We start from the raw sequence: 18,764 nt of genomic DNA on the forward strand, positions 1-18,764 counted from the left end.
TACATTAGAACAAAGCGCGAATCCACGCCGGCGCGAAATCAGGCGCTCGGCGCGTGCTTCTGCATCAGCTTGTACGCGCGCTCGTACCATTTGCTGCCCGGATAGTTGACGCCGAGCACCGCGGCCGATTTCTTGGCTTCCGCCGGGATGCCAAGCGCGAGATAGGATTCGGTCAGGCGATAAAGCGCCTCGGGCGCGTGGCTGGTCGTCTGATATTTGTCGATGACCTCGCGGAAGCGGATCGACGCGGCGAGCCAGTTCGAGCTGCGCTGATAGAAACGGCCGATCTCCATTTCCTTGCCGGCAAGGTGATCCTGCACGAGGTCGACCTTCAACCGCGCGTCGGCGGCATAGCGGCTGTCGGGATAGCGGCGGATGACCTCGCCCAGCGCGTTCGACGCCTGCTGGGTGATCTTCTGGTCGCGGGTCACATCGCTGATCTGCTCATAATAGCTGACGCCAATCAGATAATAGGCATAAGCCGCGTCCTTGTTGCCCGGATGGATGGCGAGGAAGCGCTGCGCAGATTCGATCGCCGGGGTATATTCGCGGTCCATATAATAGCTGAACGAGCTCATCAGCTGCGCCCGGCGCGCCCAGGGCGAATAGGGATGCTGGCGCTCGACCTCGTCGAACAGCGCGGCGGCAAGGCGATACTGGCGCCGTTCGAGCCGGTCCTGCGCGGCGCGGTAAAGCGTGTTGACGTCGCGCGCGACATAGCGCGTGTCCTTCTTGACCCCGCCACCCCCGGCACAGGCCGCCAGAGGCGAAATCAACAGGGCGGCGGCGAGCAGGCGCGTCATGGCGCGCGAAGAGGGACGCTGAGTCATGCGGGCGGTATAGCCACAGCGCGCATGAACGCAAAATAAATGATCGCCTGTGGACGCAGCTTTACGGCGCCTTGACGACACAGCCTTTCGGTGCGTCAGCGGGCGCGGGAATCCGGCGGGCGGTCTTGATCGTCACCATCGGTTCGAGCATCTGGCCCTGCATCACGCCTTCGCCCGCAGTCGGCGAGACCGGAGCCGCAAAAATCTTTTCGGCGACGTCGGCGCCGCCGACCAGCTCGCCGAACACCGCAAAGCCCGCATTGTCGCCGCTCTGCGCCGGATCGGCGTCGAAACCCGGGATATCGCTGAGCAGCAGGAAGAAATCGGTCATCGCGTCGCCGGGCGCGAGCCGCGCCATCACCAGCGCCCCCTTGCAATTGGTGAGGCCCGTGACGTTCGTCGGCTCGTGCGCGATGACGGGGAAATTCTTGCGCGCGTCGCCGCGATTGCCTGCCTGAATGAGCTGGCTGGCGGGCCCCCAGCTACGTGTCGAACGATAGAATTTGAACCCGTCCATCCGCTTCGTATCGACATAGCGGAGGAAATTGGCGGCGGTGACCGGCGCGCGCTTGTCCTCGAGCCGCACCGTGATCGTGCCGAGATCGGTCGCGAGCGCAACATATGGCCGTGTGTCGGTATCCACGACCGATGTAACGGGCGTAGGGACCGGCGGCGCAGGCGGCGGCAATTGGGTCGCCGAGGGTGGAACGGTCGGGGTGGTCGGACCTTGGGCGGCGAGCGCGAGCGCGGAGAGAATGATGGTCAGCATGGGCCAAGGCATAACCGCGCGGCGCGGCGGTGGCGACCCCTTTTGCTGTTTGTCAGCGCGGCCGCCTTCGTTAAGACACCCCGGTTGAACAAGGGGATTGGCATGCGTTTTCCAGCGCTTCTGTGTGCGGCAGGTCTGACGGCGGCTTCCCTGGCAACGGCCGCGCTGGCATCACCGCCCGAAACGGCCGATGCCGACACCAAAGCCTGGTGGTCGATCACAGAGGAGCTGTCGAGCGACGCGATGGAAGGCCGCGACACGGGTTCGGCGGGTTATGATCGCGCTGCCGATGTCGTCGCGCGCGCCTTCGCGGCGGCCGGGCTCAAGCCCGCCGGTAACGACGGCGGCTGGTTCCAGCCGGTGGCCATGGACGAGATCGCGATCACCCGCGCCGCATTGCGCGTCGGCGGCCGCCCGTTGACCTTCCTGTACGATTATCGCTTCACCCCCACAGCGGCGATGCCTTTGCAGTTCACCGCCCCGCTCGCCTATCGCGGCTATTGCGATGCGTCGGTACTAGGCATGGTCGCAGGCAAGATCGTCATCTGCCATGCGACGCGGCGCGCCGGACTGCCCGGCGATGCCGACCGCGAAGCCGCGGTCAAGGCGGCGGGCGGCATCGGCATATTGAGCATCGCCGACCCCGGCTTCACCGTCGAGCCGCCGCGCTGGCCCGCCGCCTATGCACGGCAGGTCAGGCTCGCGGGAGCTTCCGCCGATACCGACCGCTTCGTACGGATCGTCGTCAATGCGGGCGCGCTCGGCACCCTCACCGGCAAGAGCGGCGCCGAGGCCGCCGACCTGATCGCGCGGGGCAGCCGCGGCGACCCGCTGCCCGCTTTCGACATCGCCGATCCGCTCGACGCGCGTATCGAGACCAAGGCCCGCCGGATCAGCTCGTCGAACGTGCTGGGGCTGCTGCCCGGGACCGATCCGGCGCGCGCCGGCGAAGCGATCGTCCTGTCCGCCCATCTCGACGGGTACGGCTATGGCGAGCCGATCGGCGGCGACAATCTCTATAACGGCACGCTCGACGATGCCGCCTATGTCGCGCTGCTGATTCGCCTCGCGCAGCAGCGGCAGGGCAAGGGTTATGCGCGCCCGGTGCTGTTCGCGGCCTTTGCGGGCGAAGAAAAGGGACTGCTCGGCGGCGAATATTTCGTCACCCATCCGACGCTCCCCAAGGCGGCGCTGGCGGGGAACATCAACCTCGACCAGCTCCGGCCGATCTTCCCGCTCGACCTGCTCACCGTCCATGCGCTCGAAGACAACAGCCTCGGCGTCGATGCCCGGGATGTGGCGACGGGGCTGGGCATCGCGGTCCAGCGCGACCCCGAACCCGAACGCAACATGCTGAAGCGGTCGGAGCATTGGGCGTTCATCAAGGCGGGCATCCCGGCGACGGGCTTCGTCTTCGGATATCGCCCGGGCACAAAGAGCGAGGAAATATACCGGCACTGGTACAAGACCGGCTATCACACGCCGCAGGACGATCCGGGTCAGCCGATCGACTGGCAGGCGGCGGGTGATTTCAACCGCTTCTTCTATGCGCTGGTCGACCGGGTTGCGAACAAGGATAGCGTGCCGGGATGGAATGCGGATAGTCCATTGCGACCCGGATACTTAAAACCGTAAGCTGGCTCGGGCCGCGCTCCGATAGTCTCGTCAGGCGGTTTTACAGGAGCCGCCGCTAAATTTGCCTGTCTTCCCGCTCGCAAAGTGTCGCGTTCGGGCGAGGCGATCCCGAAGATCGGCCGTCACGGCATCTTGCACCCATGCGTCCCCGAGTTTCGCGATTTCGGGCTTTTTACCCAATGCGTACAGGATATCGCGAATATCTTCCGACGCTGGCCGCCCGAGAACAATATTGCCGGCGAACATGGGATCGCCAAGTTCGGAAGCGCGGCGCTCCCACTGGCCACGCTTTGTCTGGTCGAGTTCGACCCAAAAATAATGATTCGCCAAATGATAGGCGGCCGATGAGCTGCCTTTATTCGCGCGCTGTATCCACACGTCTGGACCATTGCGGGCGGTAGCCAAGGCAGCGCGCGCTCTGCGAATATTCGCGACATAAAAATACCGGTCGTTCAGACCGGCCCCACCGCAGGTGGGGAGCAAGCGGCGATTGCGATATCCATTTTCCAACAGTCGAAGAGCGGCATCGTAAAACACCAGCTTGTGTCGCGTTTCGACGGCGCGCTGGCCCTCCCACATCCAATCGTCGGCCATGGACTCCATGGTATCCGGGTCGCCCGCCCGAATAGCCCGACTCGCCCAAAGCTTCGCATTGCGACGGTCCTCCCGCACCAGAGCATATTCCTGCCAAACTTGTCCGGTGGCCCGGATATCGCCCTGATCCGCCAACCGGATCAGGGCGCGCAATTCCTTGTCTGGCATAGGATCGACGCAAGCGCAGGCACTAGTCGGAACGCTAAAGGAGGCGGCGATGGCGAGAAGCACCGTAACCAATAGCAATGTCATTGATCTCGGCACCGCTCACCCTCCCCTGCGATTGGCACCATTCATATCGCTTCAAATGTTAACAAAAAAGGGGCCGCAAACGCGGCCCCTTTCCCTTGTTCGATAGCCGAAGGACTTAGTCCTTCAGGAAATCGGGCACATGGCCCTGATCTTCCGGACCGTCGTTGCGCTCGCGGCGCCCTTCGCCTCGGGTGCCACGGTCGCCGCCGTCGCGGCGCGGACCGCGATCGCGGCCACCGCCGCCACGCGGACCACGGTCACCGCGGTCGCCGTCGCGGCGCGGACCACGATCGCCGCGCGGTTCGCGGGGTTCGCGCGCCGGGCGGGTGTCTTCCAACTCTTCGCCGGTTTCCTGATCGACGACGCGCATCGACAGGCGGACCTTGCCGCGCTGGTCGATCTCGAGCACCTTGACCTTGACTTCCTGACCTTCGGCGAGGACGTCCGAGACCTTCTCGACGCGTTCGTTCTTGATTTCGCTGACGTGGACGAGACCGTCCTTGCCGCCCATGAAATTCACGAACGCACCGAAATCGACGAGGTTGACGACCTTGCCGTCATAGATCTTGCCGACTTCGGCTTCCTCGACGATGCCGCTGATCCACTTGCGGGCTGCTTCGATCTGGTCGAGGTCGCTCGACGAGATCTTGATCAGGCCTTCGTCGTCGATGTCGACCTTGGCGCCGGTGGTCGCGACGATCTCGCGGATCACCTTGCCGCCGGTACCGATGACGTCGCGGATCTTTGACTTGTCGATCTGCATCGTCTCGATGCGCGGCGCGTGCGCCGACAATTCGCTGCGGGTTTCGCCGAGCGCCTTGTTCATCTCACCGAGGATGTGCGCGCGGCCTTCCTTGGCCTGGTTCAGCGCGGCTTCGAAGATCTCGCGCGTGATGCCCGCGATCTTGATGTCCATCTGCATCGTGGTGATGCCTTCGGACGTGCCGGCCACCTTGAAGTCCATGTCGCCGAGGTGATCCTCGTCGCCGAGGATGTCGCTGAGGATCGCATAATCCTTGCCTTCGAGGATCAGGCCCATCGCGATGCCCGAGACGGGACGCTTGATCGGCACGCCGGCGTCCATCATCGCAAGGCTGCCGCCGCAGACCGACGCCATCGACGACGAGCCGTTCGACTCGGTGATGTCGCTGGTGAGGCGGATCGTATAGGGGAATTCGTCCTTCGTCGGCAGCACGGGGTGCAGCGCACGCCATGCCAGCTTGCCATGACCGACTTCGCGGCGGCCCGGCGCGCCGAAGCGGCCGACTTCACCGACCGAATAGGGCGGGAAGTTATAGTGCAGCATGAAGTTCTGGTACGACAGCCCGTTGAGGCCATCGACCATCTGTTCGCTTTCCTTGGTGCCGAGCGTCGCGGTCGCAATGGTCTGCGTTTCACCGCGGGTGAACAGCGCCGAGCCGTGCGCGCGGGGCAGGAAGTGCGTTTCGGCGACGATCGGACGGATCTGGGTCGTCGTGCGGCCGTCGATGCGCTTGCCGTCCTTCAGGATGGCGCCGCGAACGATTTCGGCTTCGAGCTTCTTGGTCAGCTTGATGCCGGCCATGACTTCCTGCGGGCTGAGGCCGTCTTCGGCGAACTGTGCCTTCGCCTTCGCGCGCGCTTCGTTGAGCGCGTTCGAGCGGGCCGACTTGTCGGTCAGCTTGTAGGCGGCGGCGATGTCCTTGCCGATCAGCTTCTTCAGCTTGTCCTTGATCGCGGCATTGTCGTCGCCGGCGGCGACTTCCCACGGATCCTTGGCAGCCTGTTCGGCGAGCTTGACGATCGCCTTGACGACTTCCTTGCACGCGTCGTGCGCGAACAGCACGGCGCCGAGCATGACCTCTTCCGACAGCTCATTGGCTTCGGATTCGACCATCATCACCGCGTCGTAAGTGGCGGCGACGACGAGGTCGAGGTCGCCCTCGGCAACCTGCGCATCGGTCGGGTTCAGGATATATTCGCCGTCGACATAGCCGACGCGCGCAGCGCCGATCGGGCCCATGAAGGGCACGCCCGAGATGGTGAGCGCGGCCGACGCCGCGACCATCGCGAGGATGTCGGGCTCGTTGTGGCCGTCATAGCTCAGAACCTGAGCAATGGCATTGATTTCGTTGTAGAAACCTTCGGGGAACAGCGGACGGATCGGACGGTCGATCAGGCGGCTGACGAGCGTTTCCTTTTCGGTCGCGCCGCGTTCGCGCTTGAAGAAGCCGCCCGGGATGCGGCCGGCGGCCGAATATTTTTCCTGATAGTGGACGGTGAGCGGGAAGAAATCCTGCCCGTCCTTCACCGACTTCGCGGCGGTCACGGCGCACAAAACGACCGTTTCGCCCAGCGTCGCCATCACGGCGCCGTCGGCCTGACGGGCAACCTTACCCGTTTCGAGCGTCAGCGTTTCACCGCCCCACTCGATCGATACTTTTTTCACGTCAAACATGTGGTTTCCTTCGCCCGCCGGGCCCTATGCCGGGCGGGGCCTCTGATTCCGGGCAATCCGGCCCGGGGCGGTTCAGGGCATCGGTCTGCCCTATGGCGGTCCCGCCGGATGCGGGAGCGGCCCTGCGGTCCGGCGCAAGAGCGCGGGACCAATATGACAGCGGCCCCGGAAGTCCGGGGCCGCCAGAAATTCTTATTTGCGGAGACCGAGCTTCGCGATCAGCGCCTGATAGCGGCCCTCGTCCTTCTTCTTCAGATAGTCGAGGAGGCTGCGGCGCTTGTTGACCATCATCAGCAGCCCGCGGCGGCTGTGGTTGTCCTTGTGGTTCGCCTTGAAATGGTCGGTCAGATTGTTGATGCGGTCGGTCAGGATCGCGACCTGAACTTCCGGCGAGCCGGTATCACCCTGTTTGCGGGCATTGTCGTTGATGACTTCGGTCTTGCGCTCGGCGGTAATCGACATATGCAAACTTCCTTCGAACATCGTGTCAAAGATTGAAGCCGCGGACGACCTTCAGCGTTCCCGCCAAAGCCTCGATCAGGGCGACGGGACGCAAGTCGCTGTCCCTTCCCCAATAGAGCCCGTCATCCGTGCTACCCCCGGTCCAGACGCGACCCTGACGGATCGCCCCTGCCGCTTCCGGGGAAAGGTTCAGAGCCGGGATGTCGACCAGCCCTGCCTCGAGCGGCAGAAATATTTCTGATTGGGCGGCCCCTTGGCCGAAAGCGTTTAATTTGTCCAGCGAAATCGCCTGTTCGAGCGTGAAGGGCCCGGCTTTCGTGCGGCGCAGCATCGTGACGTGGCCGACGCTGCCGACGGCATAAGCGATGTCGCGGGCCAAGCTCCGGATATAGGTGCCTTTGGAGACATGCGCGGTGAGGGTGATTTCTTCCAACTCCCCCCCTTCCCCAACCTCGTCACCCCGGCGAAGACCGGGGTCTCGCCGGTCCGGATCAGAGCCGCCAATGGCGAGATCCCGGCCTTCGCCGGGATGACGGAAAGAGAGAGCAAATATGGTCACCGCCCGCGCCTTCATCTCGACCACTTCACCCTTGCGGGCGCGATCGTACGCCCGCTCGCCGCCCACTTTGATCGCCGAATAGGCCGGCGGCACCTGCTCGATCGGGCCGGTGAAGCGCGGCAGAACCGCCTCCACGTCGGCCAGGTTCGGCCGGACGGCGCTGGTCGCGACAACTTCGCCCTCGGCATCGAGCCCCGCAGTCTCGGTCCCGAACGCGATCGTGAAGTCGTAAACCTTGCTCGCATCGAGCATCCGCCCGCAGAGCTTGGTCGCCTCGCCGAGCGCGATCGGCAGCACGCCCGAGGCGAGCGGGTCGAGCGTCCCGCCGTGACCGACCTTGACCTTGCCCAGCCCGGCTTCGCGGCACACGCGCTTCACCGCGCCCACCGCCTGCGTCGAGCCCAGCCCCACCGGTTTGTCGAGAATGATCCAGCCGTTCACCCGAGCGCCGCTAGGGCTCGGCAATATGTCTTGTCAATTTTTGGCGGCCTTTTCGGCTTCGCGCGCCGCCTTCTGCTCTTCCTTCGTCGGTGGCGGCGCCGAGGTGACGAAGCTGGTCAGCAGACAGCGCTGGCCGCGCACGATCAGCGTCCCAAACTTGTCGAGCCGCGAGACGCCGCGCGTTTCGACGCCGATCGCCTCGGCAAAGTCGAGATTGCGGCAGGTCCCGGCGAAGGTGCCGTAAAACCATTCGCCGCTGCGCCCCTCGATCCAGATGCCGCGCTCGCGGTCGGCGCGCCAGTTGCGGATCGTGCTGTCGCTCGGGAAGGCGATGCTCGATTCGACGCCGAGCGCGCTTGGCGCCTCAGCGGGCTCGGTGGCCGCCGCCGCAGAAAGGGGAAGCAGCATGGCGGCCAGGGAGAGTGCGAGTTTCTGTTTCATAGACAGCGGGTAGCACAGCGAGTCTGAACCGGTGCTGACCCCCGTTCAGGAACGCGCGCGCCACTCCTCTGCCAGCAACGACCACAGCCCGGTATCGCGGACATATCCGGTCCAGGTGATGCGTTCGGACCGCAGCACGCCTTCCTTCGCGCAACCGAGCTTCGCGACCGCCGCCTGGCTACGTTTGTTGCGTTCGTCGATGCGGAATTCGATGCGGCGGATGCCGGCGCCGAACGCATGGTCGAGCATCAGCCGCTTGACCCGCCCGTTGAAACCGGTGCCGCGCGCATCGGGATGGATATAGCTGTTGCCGATTTCGACCGTCTCGGCCATCCAGTCGGGGCGGAGCCAGGCCGTCATGCCGACGAGCCGGTCGCCGTCGACGATCGCATAGGGCATGCGGGCATCGTGTGCGATCAGCGCGGTAAAGCTGGCATCGAAATGGTCAGGACCGAAACTCGACGAATAGATCGGCCAGATATCGGAGTCGGCGGCGCAGACGGCGCGCAGCGCCTCGCGATGCGTTTCCGCCAGCTTGAGGAGGCGAAGGTCGCCGTCGGCGAGTTCGACATAGAGACGGTCACGCATCGGCCAGCACCTTTGCCGCTTCGCGGCGCTTGGCCATGAAGTGGCGCCGGCACATCGCGACATAACGGTCGTTGCCGCCGATCTCGGTCTGCGCGCCCTCGACCACCGCACGCCCTTCGGTATCGACGCGCAGGTTCATCGTCGCCTTGCGCCCGCACTCGCACACCGCCTTCAATTCGACGAGCGCATCGGCGATGCCGAGCAGCGCCGCCGAGCCGGGAAACAGTGCCGCCGAAAAATCGGTGCGCAGGCCGTAGCAGAGCACCGGAATATTCGCCTCGTCGGCGAGCCGGGCGAGCTGGAAAACCTGTTCGCGCGACAGGAATTGCGCCTCGTCGACGAGGATGCAGGCCAGCGGCCGTTGTCGGTTTTCCGCATTGGCCGCTTCCCACAGGTCGCTGTCGGGGTCGAATTTATGCGCCTCGGCCATCAGCCCGATGCGGCTGGTCACCTGTCCGGCGCCGTAACGGTCGTCGAGCGCCGCGGTCCACAGCATCGTTTCCATGCCGCGCTCGCGATAATTGAAATCCGCCTGCAGCAGCGTCGTCGACTTGCCCGCGTTCATGCTGGCATAGTAGAAATAGAGCTTGGCCATGGGTGGGGGATAACCCGTTCACGGCCGCCCGCCAATCTTCAAAGCTTCGTCACCCCGGACTTGATCCGGGGTCCATTCAGCACCGGCATAATGGACCCCGGATCAAGGCGGGCGAGACACGCGCCTCGCCCGGGGGTGACGAGGGGAAGGAGCAACTTGACTCGCCCTCGTCCCCTGTCATGCTGCATCCAAAGAGTGCAGCATATTCAGTGGGGAGAGCTGCGAATGCGCCTGATGCCGGTCAGCGATGCGATGTTCCTGGTGGGCGAGAGCCGCGAGATGCCGATGCATATCGGCGGCATCAATCTCTACACGCTGCCCGACGGGGTCGACGAGACCGAATGGCTTAACGAACAGCTCGCGCTCCTCCGCCAGTCGGAAGGGCTGCGGCGGCCGTTCAGCGAGGTGCTGAAGCTGACCCCGCTCGGCCAATATGGTCCGATCCGTCTCGAACCCGACCGCGACATCGACATGCATTACCATGTCCGTGCCGCGGCGCTGCCCAAGCCGGGGCGCTACCGCGAGATGTTCGAACTCGCCTCGCGGCTCCATTCAGGGCTGCTCGACCGCACCCGGCCCTTGTGGGAGATCACGCTGATCTCCGGCCTGCCGAACCGCCAGATCGCGACCTTCAAGAAGGTCCATCATGCGTTGATGGACGGCGCGGCGAGCATCCATTTCTACAATTCGATGCTGTCGGCGGACCCCGCGGAACGGCGCGCCGCGTCGCCGCTGTCGGTCGAGGCCTATGAAGCGTATAAACGCCAATTCCCCGCGCCGAAAAAGCCGCCGCGCCCCAACCTGATGGACATCAAGGCGATCGGCGATTTCCTGAAGGAGCAATGGGGCAACAGCGTCGGCGTGACCAAGGCGATGAACCAATATCTCGCCGCGATGTTCGGCCTTGGCGGCGACGGGCTGGTCACGCCCTTCGCCGGGGTACCGCGCACCAGCTTCAACCGCAACATCACCGGCGCGCGGCGCTTCGTTGCGCAAAGCTGGTCGCTGGAGCGCGTGCGCGCGGTCGGCAAGGCCTATGACGGGACGATCAACGACGCGGTGCTCGGCATGTGCGCGGGGGCGATGCGCAAATATCTGCAATCGCTCAACGAACTCCCCGACAAGCCGCTGAAGGCCATGGCGCCGGTGTCGATCCGGCCCAAGGATGACATCGATTCGGGCAATTCGGTGGCGTCGGTCACCGCCAATCTCGCGACGCATATCGACGACCCGGCGACGCGCATGGCGGCGATCCAGGAATCGATGAACTCGGCAAAGGCGCAGCTCCGCGCGATGACCGCGGGACAGATCCAGCTCTACACCGCGATCACCAGCTTCCCGATGATGCTTACCGCGCTGACGCGCACCGCCGACAAATTCCCGGCATATAGCGTGACGATTTCGAACGTCCCCGGCCCGCGCGAGCAGATGTACTGGAACGGCGCGCGGCTCGACGGCATGTATCCCGCGAGCATTCCGGTCGACGGCATGGCGATGAACATCACGCAGGTCTCGAATTTCCAGAATATCGATTTCGGCATCACCGCGTGCCGCCGCAGCGTCCCGCATGCGCAGCGGATGATCGACTATCTGGAGGAAGCGCTGGTCGAACTGGAAGCGGCGGCGGGGATCAAGACGGGGAAGAAATAGCCGACGGCTATTATTCCGCCTCGCCGCTCTCCAGATCGCGCGCTACCTTCGGATCGCGCAGCAATGCATCGATATGGCTCGCCTCGTCGAAGCTTTCGTCGGCGAGGAATTTGAGCTTCGCGGCATATTTCATGCGGATGCGATGCGCGACCTCGCGCTGCAGATAGGCGGTGTTGGTGCGCAGCGCCTTGAGCACCGCCGCCTCGTCCTTGCCGAGCAACGGTTTCACGAACACCGTCGCGTGACGGAGGTCGGGCGACATGCGCACCTCGGTCACGCTGACCGGATGCGTGGCCAGCACGTCGTCGTGCACGTCGCCGCGCGCGAGGATTTCGCTCAGTACATGACGCACCTGTTCGCCGACGCGCAGCACGCGAACCGACGGGCCTTGGGGTTGTTCCTTATGCCGCATCGAAACCTCCATGTTTCCCCGCGAAGGCGGGGACCCAGAGCGTCAGGGCGCCAAGGTTGGATATAAATCGTTCCACAGCGGATTCATCTCTTCAATTGCGCGCAGTTTCCAGACGCGATTCCATTTCTTCATACGCAGTTCGTGGGCGCGGGCATCCTGGATATCCTCGAATGCCATATACCAGACCAGCAGCTTGCAACCATAGTCGCGGGTGAAGCCGCCACGACACCGCTGCGATGCTCCCATGCGCGTTTCGCGAGATTGCTCGTCACGCCAATGTAGATGGTGCCGTTACGGGCGCTGGCCATGATGTAGACATAGCCCGGCCTTGTGCCGATCCGTTGTGGCTCCGTGCCGCTTTGTGTCCCCGCCTTCGCCGGGACACAAAGGGCTTACAGCGTCCGTTCGCGCAGCTCGACCTCGAAGACTTCGAGGTGGTCGCCCGGCTTGATATCGTTGGTATCGGCCAGCACGACACCGCATTCGAGACCGGCGCGCACTTCGGCGACGTCGTCCTTGAAACGGCGCAGCGACGCGATCGTCGTCGCCGAGACGATGACGTCGTCGCGCGTGAGGCGTGCGTGGAGGCCCTTGCGGATCGACCCTTCGAGCACGAGCAGGCCGGCGGCCTTGTCGCGCTTGCCGGCGGGGAAGACATCCTTGACCTCGGCGCGGCCGACGACATTCTCGATGCGTTCGGGACCCAGCTCGCCCGCCATCTCTTTGCGGACCTCGTCGGTCAGATGATAGATGACGTCATGATACATGAAGCGCACTTTCTCGCGCTTCGCGATATCGCGCGCCTTGGCGTTGGGGCGGACGTTGAAGCCGATGATCGGGGCTCCCGTCGCCGCCGCGAGCGTCACATCGCCTTCGGTGATGGCTCCGGCGCCCGACTGGAGCACGCGAACCTTGATCTCGTCGGTCGATATCCTGTTGAGCGCATTGACGATCGCCTCAACGCTGCCCTGCACGTCGCCCTTGATCACCACCGGATACTGGATGACATTCGCCTTGTCCGCGAGCGCCTCGAACATGCCCTCCAGGCTGACGGGCGCCTGCACCGTGCGCTTGCGCGTCGCCTGCTCCTGGCGGTATGCCGCGACTTCGCGGGCACGCGCCTCATTCTCGACGACGGTCAGCGTGTCGCCCGCCATCGGGACGCCGCCAAGGCCGAGGACCTCGACCGGCATCGACGGACCGGCTTCCTTGATCTGTTTGCCATGATCGTCGATGAGCGCGCGGACGCGGCCGCTTTCGGCGCCGCAGACGAAGATGTCACCGACCTTCAAGGTACCGCGGCGAACGAGGATCGTCGCCACCGGGCCGCGGCCCTTGTCGAGCTTCGCCTCGATCACCGTGCCTTCGGCGGCGCGATCGGGGTTCGCCTTCAGCTCCATGATTTCGGCCTGCACCGCGATCGCGTCGAGCAATTTGTCGAGACCGGTCTTCTTCAGCGCCGACACTTCGACATTCTGGACGTCGCCGCCCATTTCCTCGACCACCAGCTCATGTTCGAGCAGGCGTTCGCGGACGCGCTGCGGGTTGGCACCTTCCTTGTCGACCTTGTTGATCGCGACGATGATCGGCACGCCGGCCGCCTTCGCATGGTTGATCGCCTCGATCGACTGCGGTTTCAGCCCATCGTCGGCCGCCACCACGAGGATGACGATGTCGGTGACGTTCGCGCCGCGCTGGCGCATCTCGGTAAACGCTTCATGGCCCGGCGTATCGAGGAAGGTGATGACGCTGCCGTCCTTCGCCTTTACCTGATAGGCGCCGATATGCTGTGTGATGCCGCCGGCTTCGCCCGCCTGCACATTCGCGCCGCGCAGCGCGTCGAGCAGGCTGGTCTTGCCGTGATCGACATGGCCCATGATCGTGACGACCGGTGCGCGCGGCTTGAGCTGCGCGGCATCGTCGACATCCTCGTCGTGGCGAATGTCGATATCGGCTTCGCTGACGCGCTTGATCTCGTGCCCGAACTCGGTGACAAGCAGTTCGGCGGTATCCTGATCGATCGCCTGATTGATCGTGACCGGGCTGCCCATCTTGAACAGCGCCTTGACCAGATCGCTGCCCTTTTCGGCCATGCGGTTGGCGAGTTCCTGTACCGTGATCGATTCGGGAACGACGACTTCGCGGACCTGCTTCTCGCGCGGACCCGACGAGGTCATGTGCGAGCGCTTTTCCTTTTCGCGGGCGCGTTTCAGCGCCGCGAGGCTGCGCGCGCGAGCGCCCTCGTCCTCGTTGAGCGCGCGCGTGACGGTGAGCTTGCCCGACTGGCGGCGATTGTCAGTGCCGCGGTTCGCCTTGGGCTCGGGGCGCTTGGGTTCGGGGCGCTTGGGCGCCTCGACCGGCGTGAAGCGGCGCGGCGCGGGGGCGGCGCTGGTGGTCGCAGGACGCGGCGCAGCCTCGGCCTGCGGCTCGGCGGCTGCGGCGGGGACTTCGGGTGCGGCCGGTTCGGCAGCAGCCGGCGCCGGAGCGGGTTCGTCCGCCTTGGCGGCCGCCTGTTCGACACGCGCTTCGGCCCGCGCCTTTTCTTCCTCGGCAGCGCGCGCGCGCGCCGCTTCGTCGCGGCGGCGATTTTCCTCGAGCGCCGCCATGCGGGCCTCTTCCGCTTCGCGGAGCAACTGCGCCTGGCGTTCCTGACGCGACATCAGGCTGTCGGACTCGGTCGCGCGCGGCGCCGCAGGCTTGGGAGCCGGGGCGGGGGCCGGAGCGGGGGCCGGAGCGGCCTGAACCTCTTCGGCCTCGGGCGCCGGAGCGGCTTCGCCCGGACGACCGAGCACGCGGCGGCGCTTCACCTCGACCACCACCGTGTTGCGGCGTCCGTGGCTGAACTGCTGCTGCACCTGCCCGGCCTCGACCGTCCGCTTCAGCCCCAGAGGCTTGCGGGTAAGGGTCGGCTTGTCCTGTTCGTCACTCATCGAAAACCATCATTCCTTCAAAACGCGTCCGAAGCGGCGGTGCCAGCTGGCGCCGCCCCTGTTTTTTCCTCGCCGGCGGGCGGCGGGGCAAGCGGATCGGAATCGCGGTTGGCCGCGTCCCTACTCCATCCTGTGAAAAACTGCCAGCGGCTCAAATGCGCCAGCACCCGGTCCGCCGCGCGGGCGTCCGTGATCGCCAGATGCACCGCATTCTCGCGGCCCAATGCCATAGATAGGGTGTGCCGGTCCACCGGCAAGACCCGGCCCTCGCGGCCCGAGCCCTCGTCGTCCTCGCCGACGCGCCATGCCTGCGCCAGTTTCTTGCGGCCATCCTCGCCCGCGTCGCTGGCGTGGAGCAACAGCCGGACCTGTCCGCGCCGCGCCGCCTGTTCGATCTTTTCATTGCCGCTGATCAGCGTTCCCGAACGGGATTCGAGACCCAGCCGGTCGAGCGTCGCGCGCCGAAGCTGTGCCTCGATCCGGTCGCCCAGATCGTCGGGGATGGTGAACTGACCCTCATGCAGAGCGCGCGCCAGCCCGCCTTTCAGCTTGCCCTTCGCCTGCGCGGTTTCAAGGTCGGCGCGCGAAACGCCGATCCACGCGCCGCGTCCCGGCGCCTTGCCATGCACGTCGGGCGCGATGCTGCCGTCGGGGCCGAGCGCCAGGCGCACGAGCTGCTCCGCCGGCGAAACCTCGCCGGTGACGACGCAGCGCCGCTCGGGCACATGCTGGCCGCGCCCCTTTGCGCGGTCGGTTTCGGTCAGCTGATCATTGCGCGGGGTCCGCATCGGCGGCCTCCCCGGCTTGCGGCGCTTCGGCCACGGGTTCGTCTTCGAACCAGTGCGCCCGCGCCGCCATGATGATCTCGTTGCCCTGCTCTTCGCTCAGGCCATATTCGCCGAGCACGCCGCCCTTGTCCTCGGCGCGTTCGCCCCGCGGCGGGCCGCGACGGTTGTCGGTGCGCTTCTTGGCGATCAGCTCGTCGGTCGCGAGATCGGCGAGGTCGTCGAGCGTCTTGATCCCCGCCTTGCCGAGCACGACGAGCATGGCTTCGGTCAGGTGCGGAATATCGGCAAGATCGTCCTCGACGCCGAGCGCACGGCGTTCCTGACGCGATGCTTCCTCGCGGCGTTCGAGCGCTTCGGTCGCGCGGCTCTGCAGCTCCTGCGCCAGTTCATCGTCGAAGCCTTCGATGCTCGCGAGCTCGTCGAGGCCCACATAAGCGACTTCCTCGAGTTCGCCGAAGCCTTCGGCGACGAGGAGCTGCGCGAGCGTCTCATCGACGTCGAGTTCTTCCTGGAACATCGTCGAGCGTTCGACGAATTCGCGCTGGCGCTTCTCGCTGGCATCGGCCTCGGTCATGATGTCGATCTGGCTGCCGGTGAGCTGGCTCGCGAGACGGACATTCTGGCCGCGGCGGCCGATGGCAAGGCTGAGCTGGTCGTCGGGAACGACGACTTCGATGCGGCTGTCGTCCTCGTCGATGACGACGCGCTGGACCGTTGCCGGCTGGAGCGCGTTGACGACGAAGGTCGCCGTGTCTTCGGACCAGGGAATGATGTCGATCTTTTCGCCCTGCATTTCCTGGACGACCGCCTGGACGCGGCTGCCCTTCATGCCGACACAGGCGCCGACGGGGTCGATTGAACCGTCATAGCTGATGACGCCGATCTTGGCGCGCGAACCCGGGTCGCGGGCGGCCGCCTTGATCTCGATGATGCCGTCGTAGATTTCGGGCACTTCCTGCGCGAACAGCTTCTTCATGAAGTCGGGGTGCGCGCGGCTGAGGAAGATTTGCGGGCCGCGTGTTTCGCTGCGCACCGACAGGATCAGCGCGCGGACACGATCACCGACGCGCATCAGTTCGCGCGGGATTTGCTGGTCGCGGCGGATGACGCCCTCGGCGCGGCCGAGGTTGACGACGATGTGGCCGAATTCGACCGACTTCACGACGCCGGTGATGATCTCGCCCGCGCGGTCCTTGAATTCCTGATACTGGCGCTCGCGGTCGGCTTCGCGGACCTTCTGGAAGATCACCTGCTTCGCCGACTGGGCGTCGATGCGGCCAAGGTCGACCGCGGGCAGCGGATCAACGATGAAGTCGCCGATCTTCGCGTCCTTCTGCAGCTTCTGGCCCGACGCGAGGTCGACCTGCTTGAAATAATCCTCGACCTGCTCGACGACCTCGACGACCCGCCACAGACGGAGGTCGCCAGTCTGGGCGTCGAGCTTGGCGCGGATGTCGTTTTCGGCGCCGTAACGCGCGCGCGCGGCGCGCTGGATTGCTTCCTCGATCGCCTCGATGACGATCGTCTTGTCGATCATCTTCTCGCTGGCGACCGAATTGGCAATCGCGAGCAGTTCGGCCTTGTTGGCGGAAATGGCAGTGGCCATCAGTCCTGTCCTTCTTCTTCCATTTCGTCGGCGCCCTCGATCGAGAGCGGGACGGTTGCGGCAATCAGCTTGTCGGTGAGGACGAGCTTTGCCGTGTCGATCGCGTCGAACGGCAGGCTGTGCTCCACCTCTTCCTTGTCCAAAATCCTGACGGTATCGCCGTCGATGCCGACGAGCTCGCCGTTGAAACGCTGACGCCCGTTCAGCTTTTCCTTGAGCGCGATCTTCGCCTCATGCCCCGCCCAGTCGGCGAAATCGGCGCGGCGCGTCAGCGGCCGGTCGATGCCGGGCGACGAGACCTCCAGCCGGTACGCTTGGTCGATCGGGTCCTTACCCGCTTCCTCGAGTGCGTCGAGCCGGTCCGAGATGCGGCGCGACAGATCGGCGCAGTCGTCGATCGTCAACTGGCGCGTGTCGGGCCGTTCGGCCATCACCTGCAGCGTCGGGTCGCTCTCGCCGCCGAAGAAAGCGACGCGCACCAGCGCGAGGCCCATCGCCTCGGCTTCGGGCGCGATGATCGCATTGAGGACGCCGATATCGACCAATGAAAATTCCCAAAACCATGAACCGGAAGCCATGCAGGAACGGCCGCCGCGGCCCGCGGCCCCGACGTCCCAACTGGCTAACCATGTCAAGAAGTACGCCGCATATAGGCCGATGCGCCGGACTCGGCAAGGGGGAATGGCATGGCGGAAGCCGCCGACCTTCTCCCCTCCCGCAGGCGGGGATATCGGCTCAGCCCTCCTCGCACCCACCCACCGGCGCATTAGGAGAATGTCAAAGTTTCCGGATTATTCACCCTGTCGGATTGGGGGTCCGCGTACAAATGTCGCGGTTTCCCGTATAAATAGAGGCAGGACCCACGCGATGAGTGCATTCGGACGTCGACCCGGAACCGCAGGCCGCCCCGCTTTTGGCGTGGCGAAGCCGATGCAGGGCGGTGGCGGTGCCGCCGGCGGCAGCCAGTTTCCGGCGATCGAGCCAGCTGCGATGCCCGATTCGCCGTCGGGTCCGCTGTCGCCCGAAATGGAGGCGATGGAGCGGCTGAACCAGCGTTCGACCGCCGAAATGGCGGAGCCGGAAAAGGCGCAAGGGTTCGAGGCGAGCGTCCACAAGATCAAGGAACAGGTGCTGCCGCGCCTGCTCGAACGCGTCGATCCCGAGGCGGCGGCGACGCTGAGCAAGGACGAGTTGACCGAGGAATTCCGCCCGATCATTCTCGAAGTGCTTGCCGAACTGCGCATCACGCTCAATCGCCGCGAACAGTTCGCGCTCGAAAAGGTGCTCGTCGACGAACTGCTCGGCTTCGGCCCGCTCGAGGAGCTGCTCGCCGATCCCGACATCAGCGACATCATGGTCAACGGCCCGTACCAGACCTATATCGATCCAGATTCTCCAGGCCACCTCTCTTTGAACCGAAAGAACGCGCTCTTCGCCGGCTCCGACGAAGGCGGCGACAACTGGGCGGTCATCGCCACGCTCATCGAAAACTGCAAGCTGGGCGCGATTAACCCCAACGACTGGCTGACCCAGACCCTCACTGCGCTCGCCAACGGCCATCCCGCCAATCGCGTTCATGAACTCATGCCCTGGACCGCCGTGGGCTGAGGCCACCGCTTACAGATGTTTTATTGCAAACCTTGATTCGCTTCAACGACGCGCCGGTCGATGCGTTTGAACAACAGTCGCCCTATCCTTAAAGGCGAGCTTGATTAGGATGTCCGCATATCATTGCCGATGGTCGCCATTTTGCGCAACCATCGGCTCACTTGATC

The 18,764-nt window shown here is 64.9% G+C and carries 16 protein-coding genes and 3 pseudogenes; 4 read left to right on the top strand and 15 right to left on the bottom strand.

All coding sequences use genetic code 11. The features are described 5' to 3' along the window. Window positions 1-38 precede the first annotated feature (38 nt). Both AN936_RS17245 and AN936_RS17250 read right to left on the bottom strand, forming a co-directional pair. Window positions 39-830 (bottom strand): outer membrane protein assembly factor BamD, encoded by a 792-nt coding sequence (locus tag AN936_RS17245; RefSeq protein ID WP_054589182.1) that lies wholly within the window; start codon window positions 828-830, stop codon window positions 39-41. 61 nt (window positions 831-891) lie between these two features. Further along, window positions 892-1,599: a peptidylprolyl isomerase gene (locus tag AN936_RS17250; RefSeq protein ID WP_054590385.1), complete on the bottom strand. Its 708-nt coding sequence runs from the start codon at window positions 1,597-1,599 to the stop codon at window positions 892-894. Between the two features lie 102 nt (window positions 1,600-1,701). Between AN936_RS17250 and AN936_RS17255 the strand changes: the two genes are divergently transcribed. Further along, window positions 1,702-3,234, top strand: coding sequence for a M28 family peptidase (locus AN936_RS17255; RefSeq protein ID WP_084758471.1), 1,533 nt, complete (start codon window positions 1,702-1,704; stop codon window positions 3,232-3,234). 30 nt (window positions 3,235-3,264) lie between these two features. On the opposite strand, the gene AN936_RS17260 is transcribed toward AN936_RS17255, so the two are convergent. From AN936_RS17260 to AN936_RS17290, 7 genes are all read right to left on the bottom strand, one after another. Continuing rightward, entirely contained in the window at window positions 3,265-3,996 is a 732-nt protein-coding gene (locus AN936_RS17260; protein WP_158500107.1) for a hypothetical protein, read from the bottom strand. A 199-nt stretch (window positions 3,997-4,195) separates the two neighbouring features. Beyond that, window positions 4,196-6,517, bottom strand: coding sequence for a polyribonucleotide nucleotidyltransferase (gene pnp, locus AN936_RS17265; RefSeq protein ID WP_054589184.1), 2,322 nt, complete (start codon window positions 6,515-6,517; stop codon window positions 4,196-4,198). Between the two features lie 192 nt (window positions 6,518-6,709). After that, complete coding sequence (rpsO, locus tag AN936_RS17270) at window positions 6,710-6,979, bottom strand: 30S ribosomal protein S15 (protein WP_054590387.1); 270 nt, start codon at window positions 6,977-6,979, stop codon at window positions 6,710-6,712. Window positions 6,980-7,004: 25 nt separating this feature from the next. After that, entirely contained in the window at window positions 7,005-7,979 is a 975-nt protein-coding gene (truB, locus tag AN936_RS17275; protein WP_054589185.1) for a tRNA pseudouridine(55) synthase TruB, read from the bottom strand. A gap of 33 nt (window positions 7,980-8,012) precedes the next feature. Beyond that, window positions 8,013-8,420, bottom strand: a complete 408-nt coding sequence (locus tag AN936_RS17280) for a DUF6491 family protein (RefSeq protein WP_257719786.1) — start codon at window positions 8,418-8,420, stop codon at window positions 8,013-8,015. Window positions 8,421-8,465: 45 nt separating this feature from the next. Next, a complete protein-coding gene (locus AN936_RS17285; RefSeq protein WP_054589187.1) occupies window positions 8,466-9,008 on the bottom strand; it encodes a GNAT family N-acetyltransferase in 543 nt (180 codons plus the stop codon). Next, window positions 9,001-9,603, bottom strand: coding sequence for a thymidine kinase (locus AN936_RS17290; RefSeq protein WP_054589188.1), 603 nt, complete (start codon window positions 9,601-9,603; stop codon window positions 9,001-9,003). Before AN936_RS17290 ends, AN936_RS17285 begins: the two co-directional genes overlap by 8 nt. A 225-nt stretch (window positions 9,604-9,828) precedes the next feature. Between AN936_RS17290 and AN936_RS17295 the strand changes: the two genes are divergently transcribed. Beyond that, window positions 9,829-11,253 carry a WS/DGAT/MGAT family O-acyltransferase gene (locus AN936_RS17295; RefSeq protein ID WP_054589189.1) on the top strand — a complete coding sequence of 475 codons (1,425 nt, stop codon included), beginning with the start codon at window positions 9,829-9,831 and terminating at the stop codon, window positions 11,251-11,253. 10 nt (window positions 11,254-11,263) lie between these two features. On the opposite strand, the gene rbfA is transcribed toward AN936_RS17295, so the two are convergent. From rbfA to rimP, 6 genes and pseudogenes are all read right to left on the bottom strand, one after another. Further along, a complete protein-coding gene (gene rbfA, locus AN936_RS17300) occupies window positions 11,264-11,665 on the bottom strand; it encodes a 30S ribosome-binding factor RbfA (protein ID WP_054590388.1) in 402 nt (133 codons plus the stop codon). Between the two features lie 42 nt (window positions 11,666-11,707). Beyond that, window positions 11,708-11,973 (bottom strand): annotated as a pseudogene (locus AN936_RS17305) (GIY-YIG nuclease family protein). Window positions 11,974-12,057: 84 nt separating this feature from the next. Beyond that, complete coding sequence (gene infB, locus AN936_RS17310) at window positions 12,058-14,595, bottom strand: translation initiation factor IF-2 (RefSeq protein ID WP_054589190.1); 2,538 nt, start codon at window positions 14,593-14,595, stop codon at window positions 12,058-12,060. A gap of 17 nt (window positions 14,596-14,612) precedes the next feature. Next, window positions 14,613-15,383, bottom strand: coding sequence for a DUF448 domain-containing protein (locus AN936_RS17315; protein WP_084758473.1), 771 nt, complete (start codon window positions 15,381-15,383; stop codon window positions 14,613-14,615). Then, window positions 15,364-16,989 carry a transcription termination factor NusA gene (gene nusA, locus AN936_RS17320; RefSeq protein ID WP_054589191.1) on the bottom strand — a complete coding sequence of 542 codons (1,626 nt, stop codon included), beginning with the start codon at window positions 16,987-16,989 and terminating at the stop codon, window positions 15,364-15,366. Before nusA ends, AN936_RS17315 begins: the two co-directional genes overlap by 20 nt. Then, window positions 16,989-17,534 carry a ribosome maturation protein RimP gene (rimP, locus tag AN936_RS17325; protein WP_054589192.1) on the bottom strand — a complete coding sequence of 182 codons (546 nt, stop codon included), beginning with the start codon at window positions 17,532-17,534 and terminating at the stop codon, window positions 16,989-16,991. Before rimP ends, nusA begins: the two co-directional genes overlap by 1 nt. A 322-nt stretch (window positions 17,535-17,856) precedes the next feature. On the opposite strand from rimP, the pseudogene AN936_RS17330 reads away from it, so the two are divergent. After that, window positions 17,857-18,375 (top strand): annotated as a pseudogene (locus AN936_RS17330) (CpaF family protein); the annotation flags it as partial. An 18-nt stretch (window positions 18,376-18,393) separates the two neighbouring features. Beyond that, a pseudogene (locus AN936_RS24760) lies at window positions 18,394-18,597 on the top strand (transposase domain-containing protein); the annotation flags it as partial. Window positions 18,598-18,764 lie beyond the last annotated feature (167 nt).

Origin of the sequence: Sphingopyxis macrogoltabida (assembly GCF_001307295.1) — a bacterium.
Lineage (GTDB): Bacteria > Pseudomonadota > Alphaproteobacteria > Sphingomonadales > Sphingomonadaceae > Sphingopyxis > Sphingopyxis macrogoltabida_B.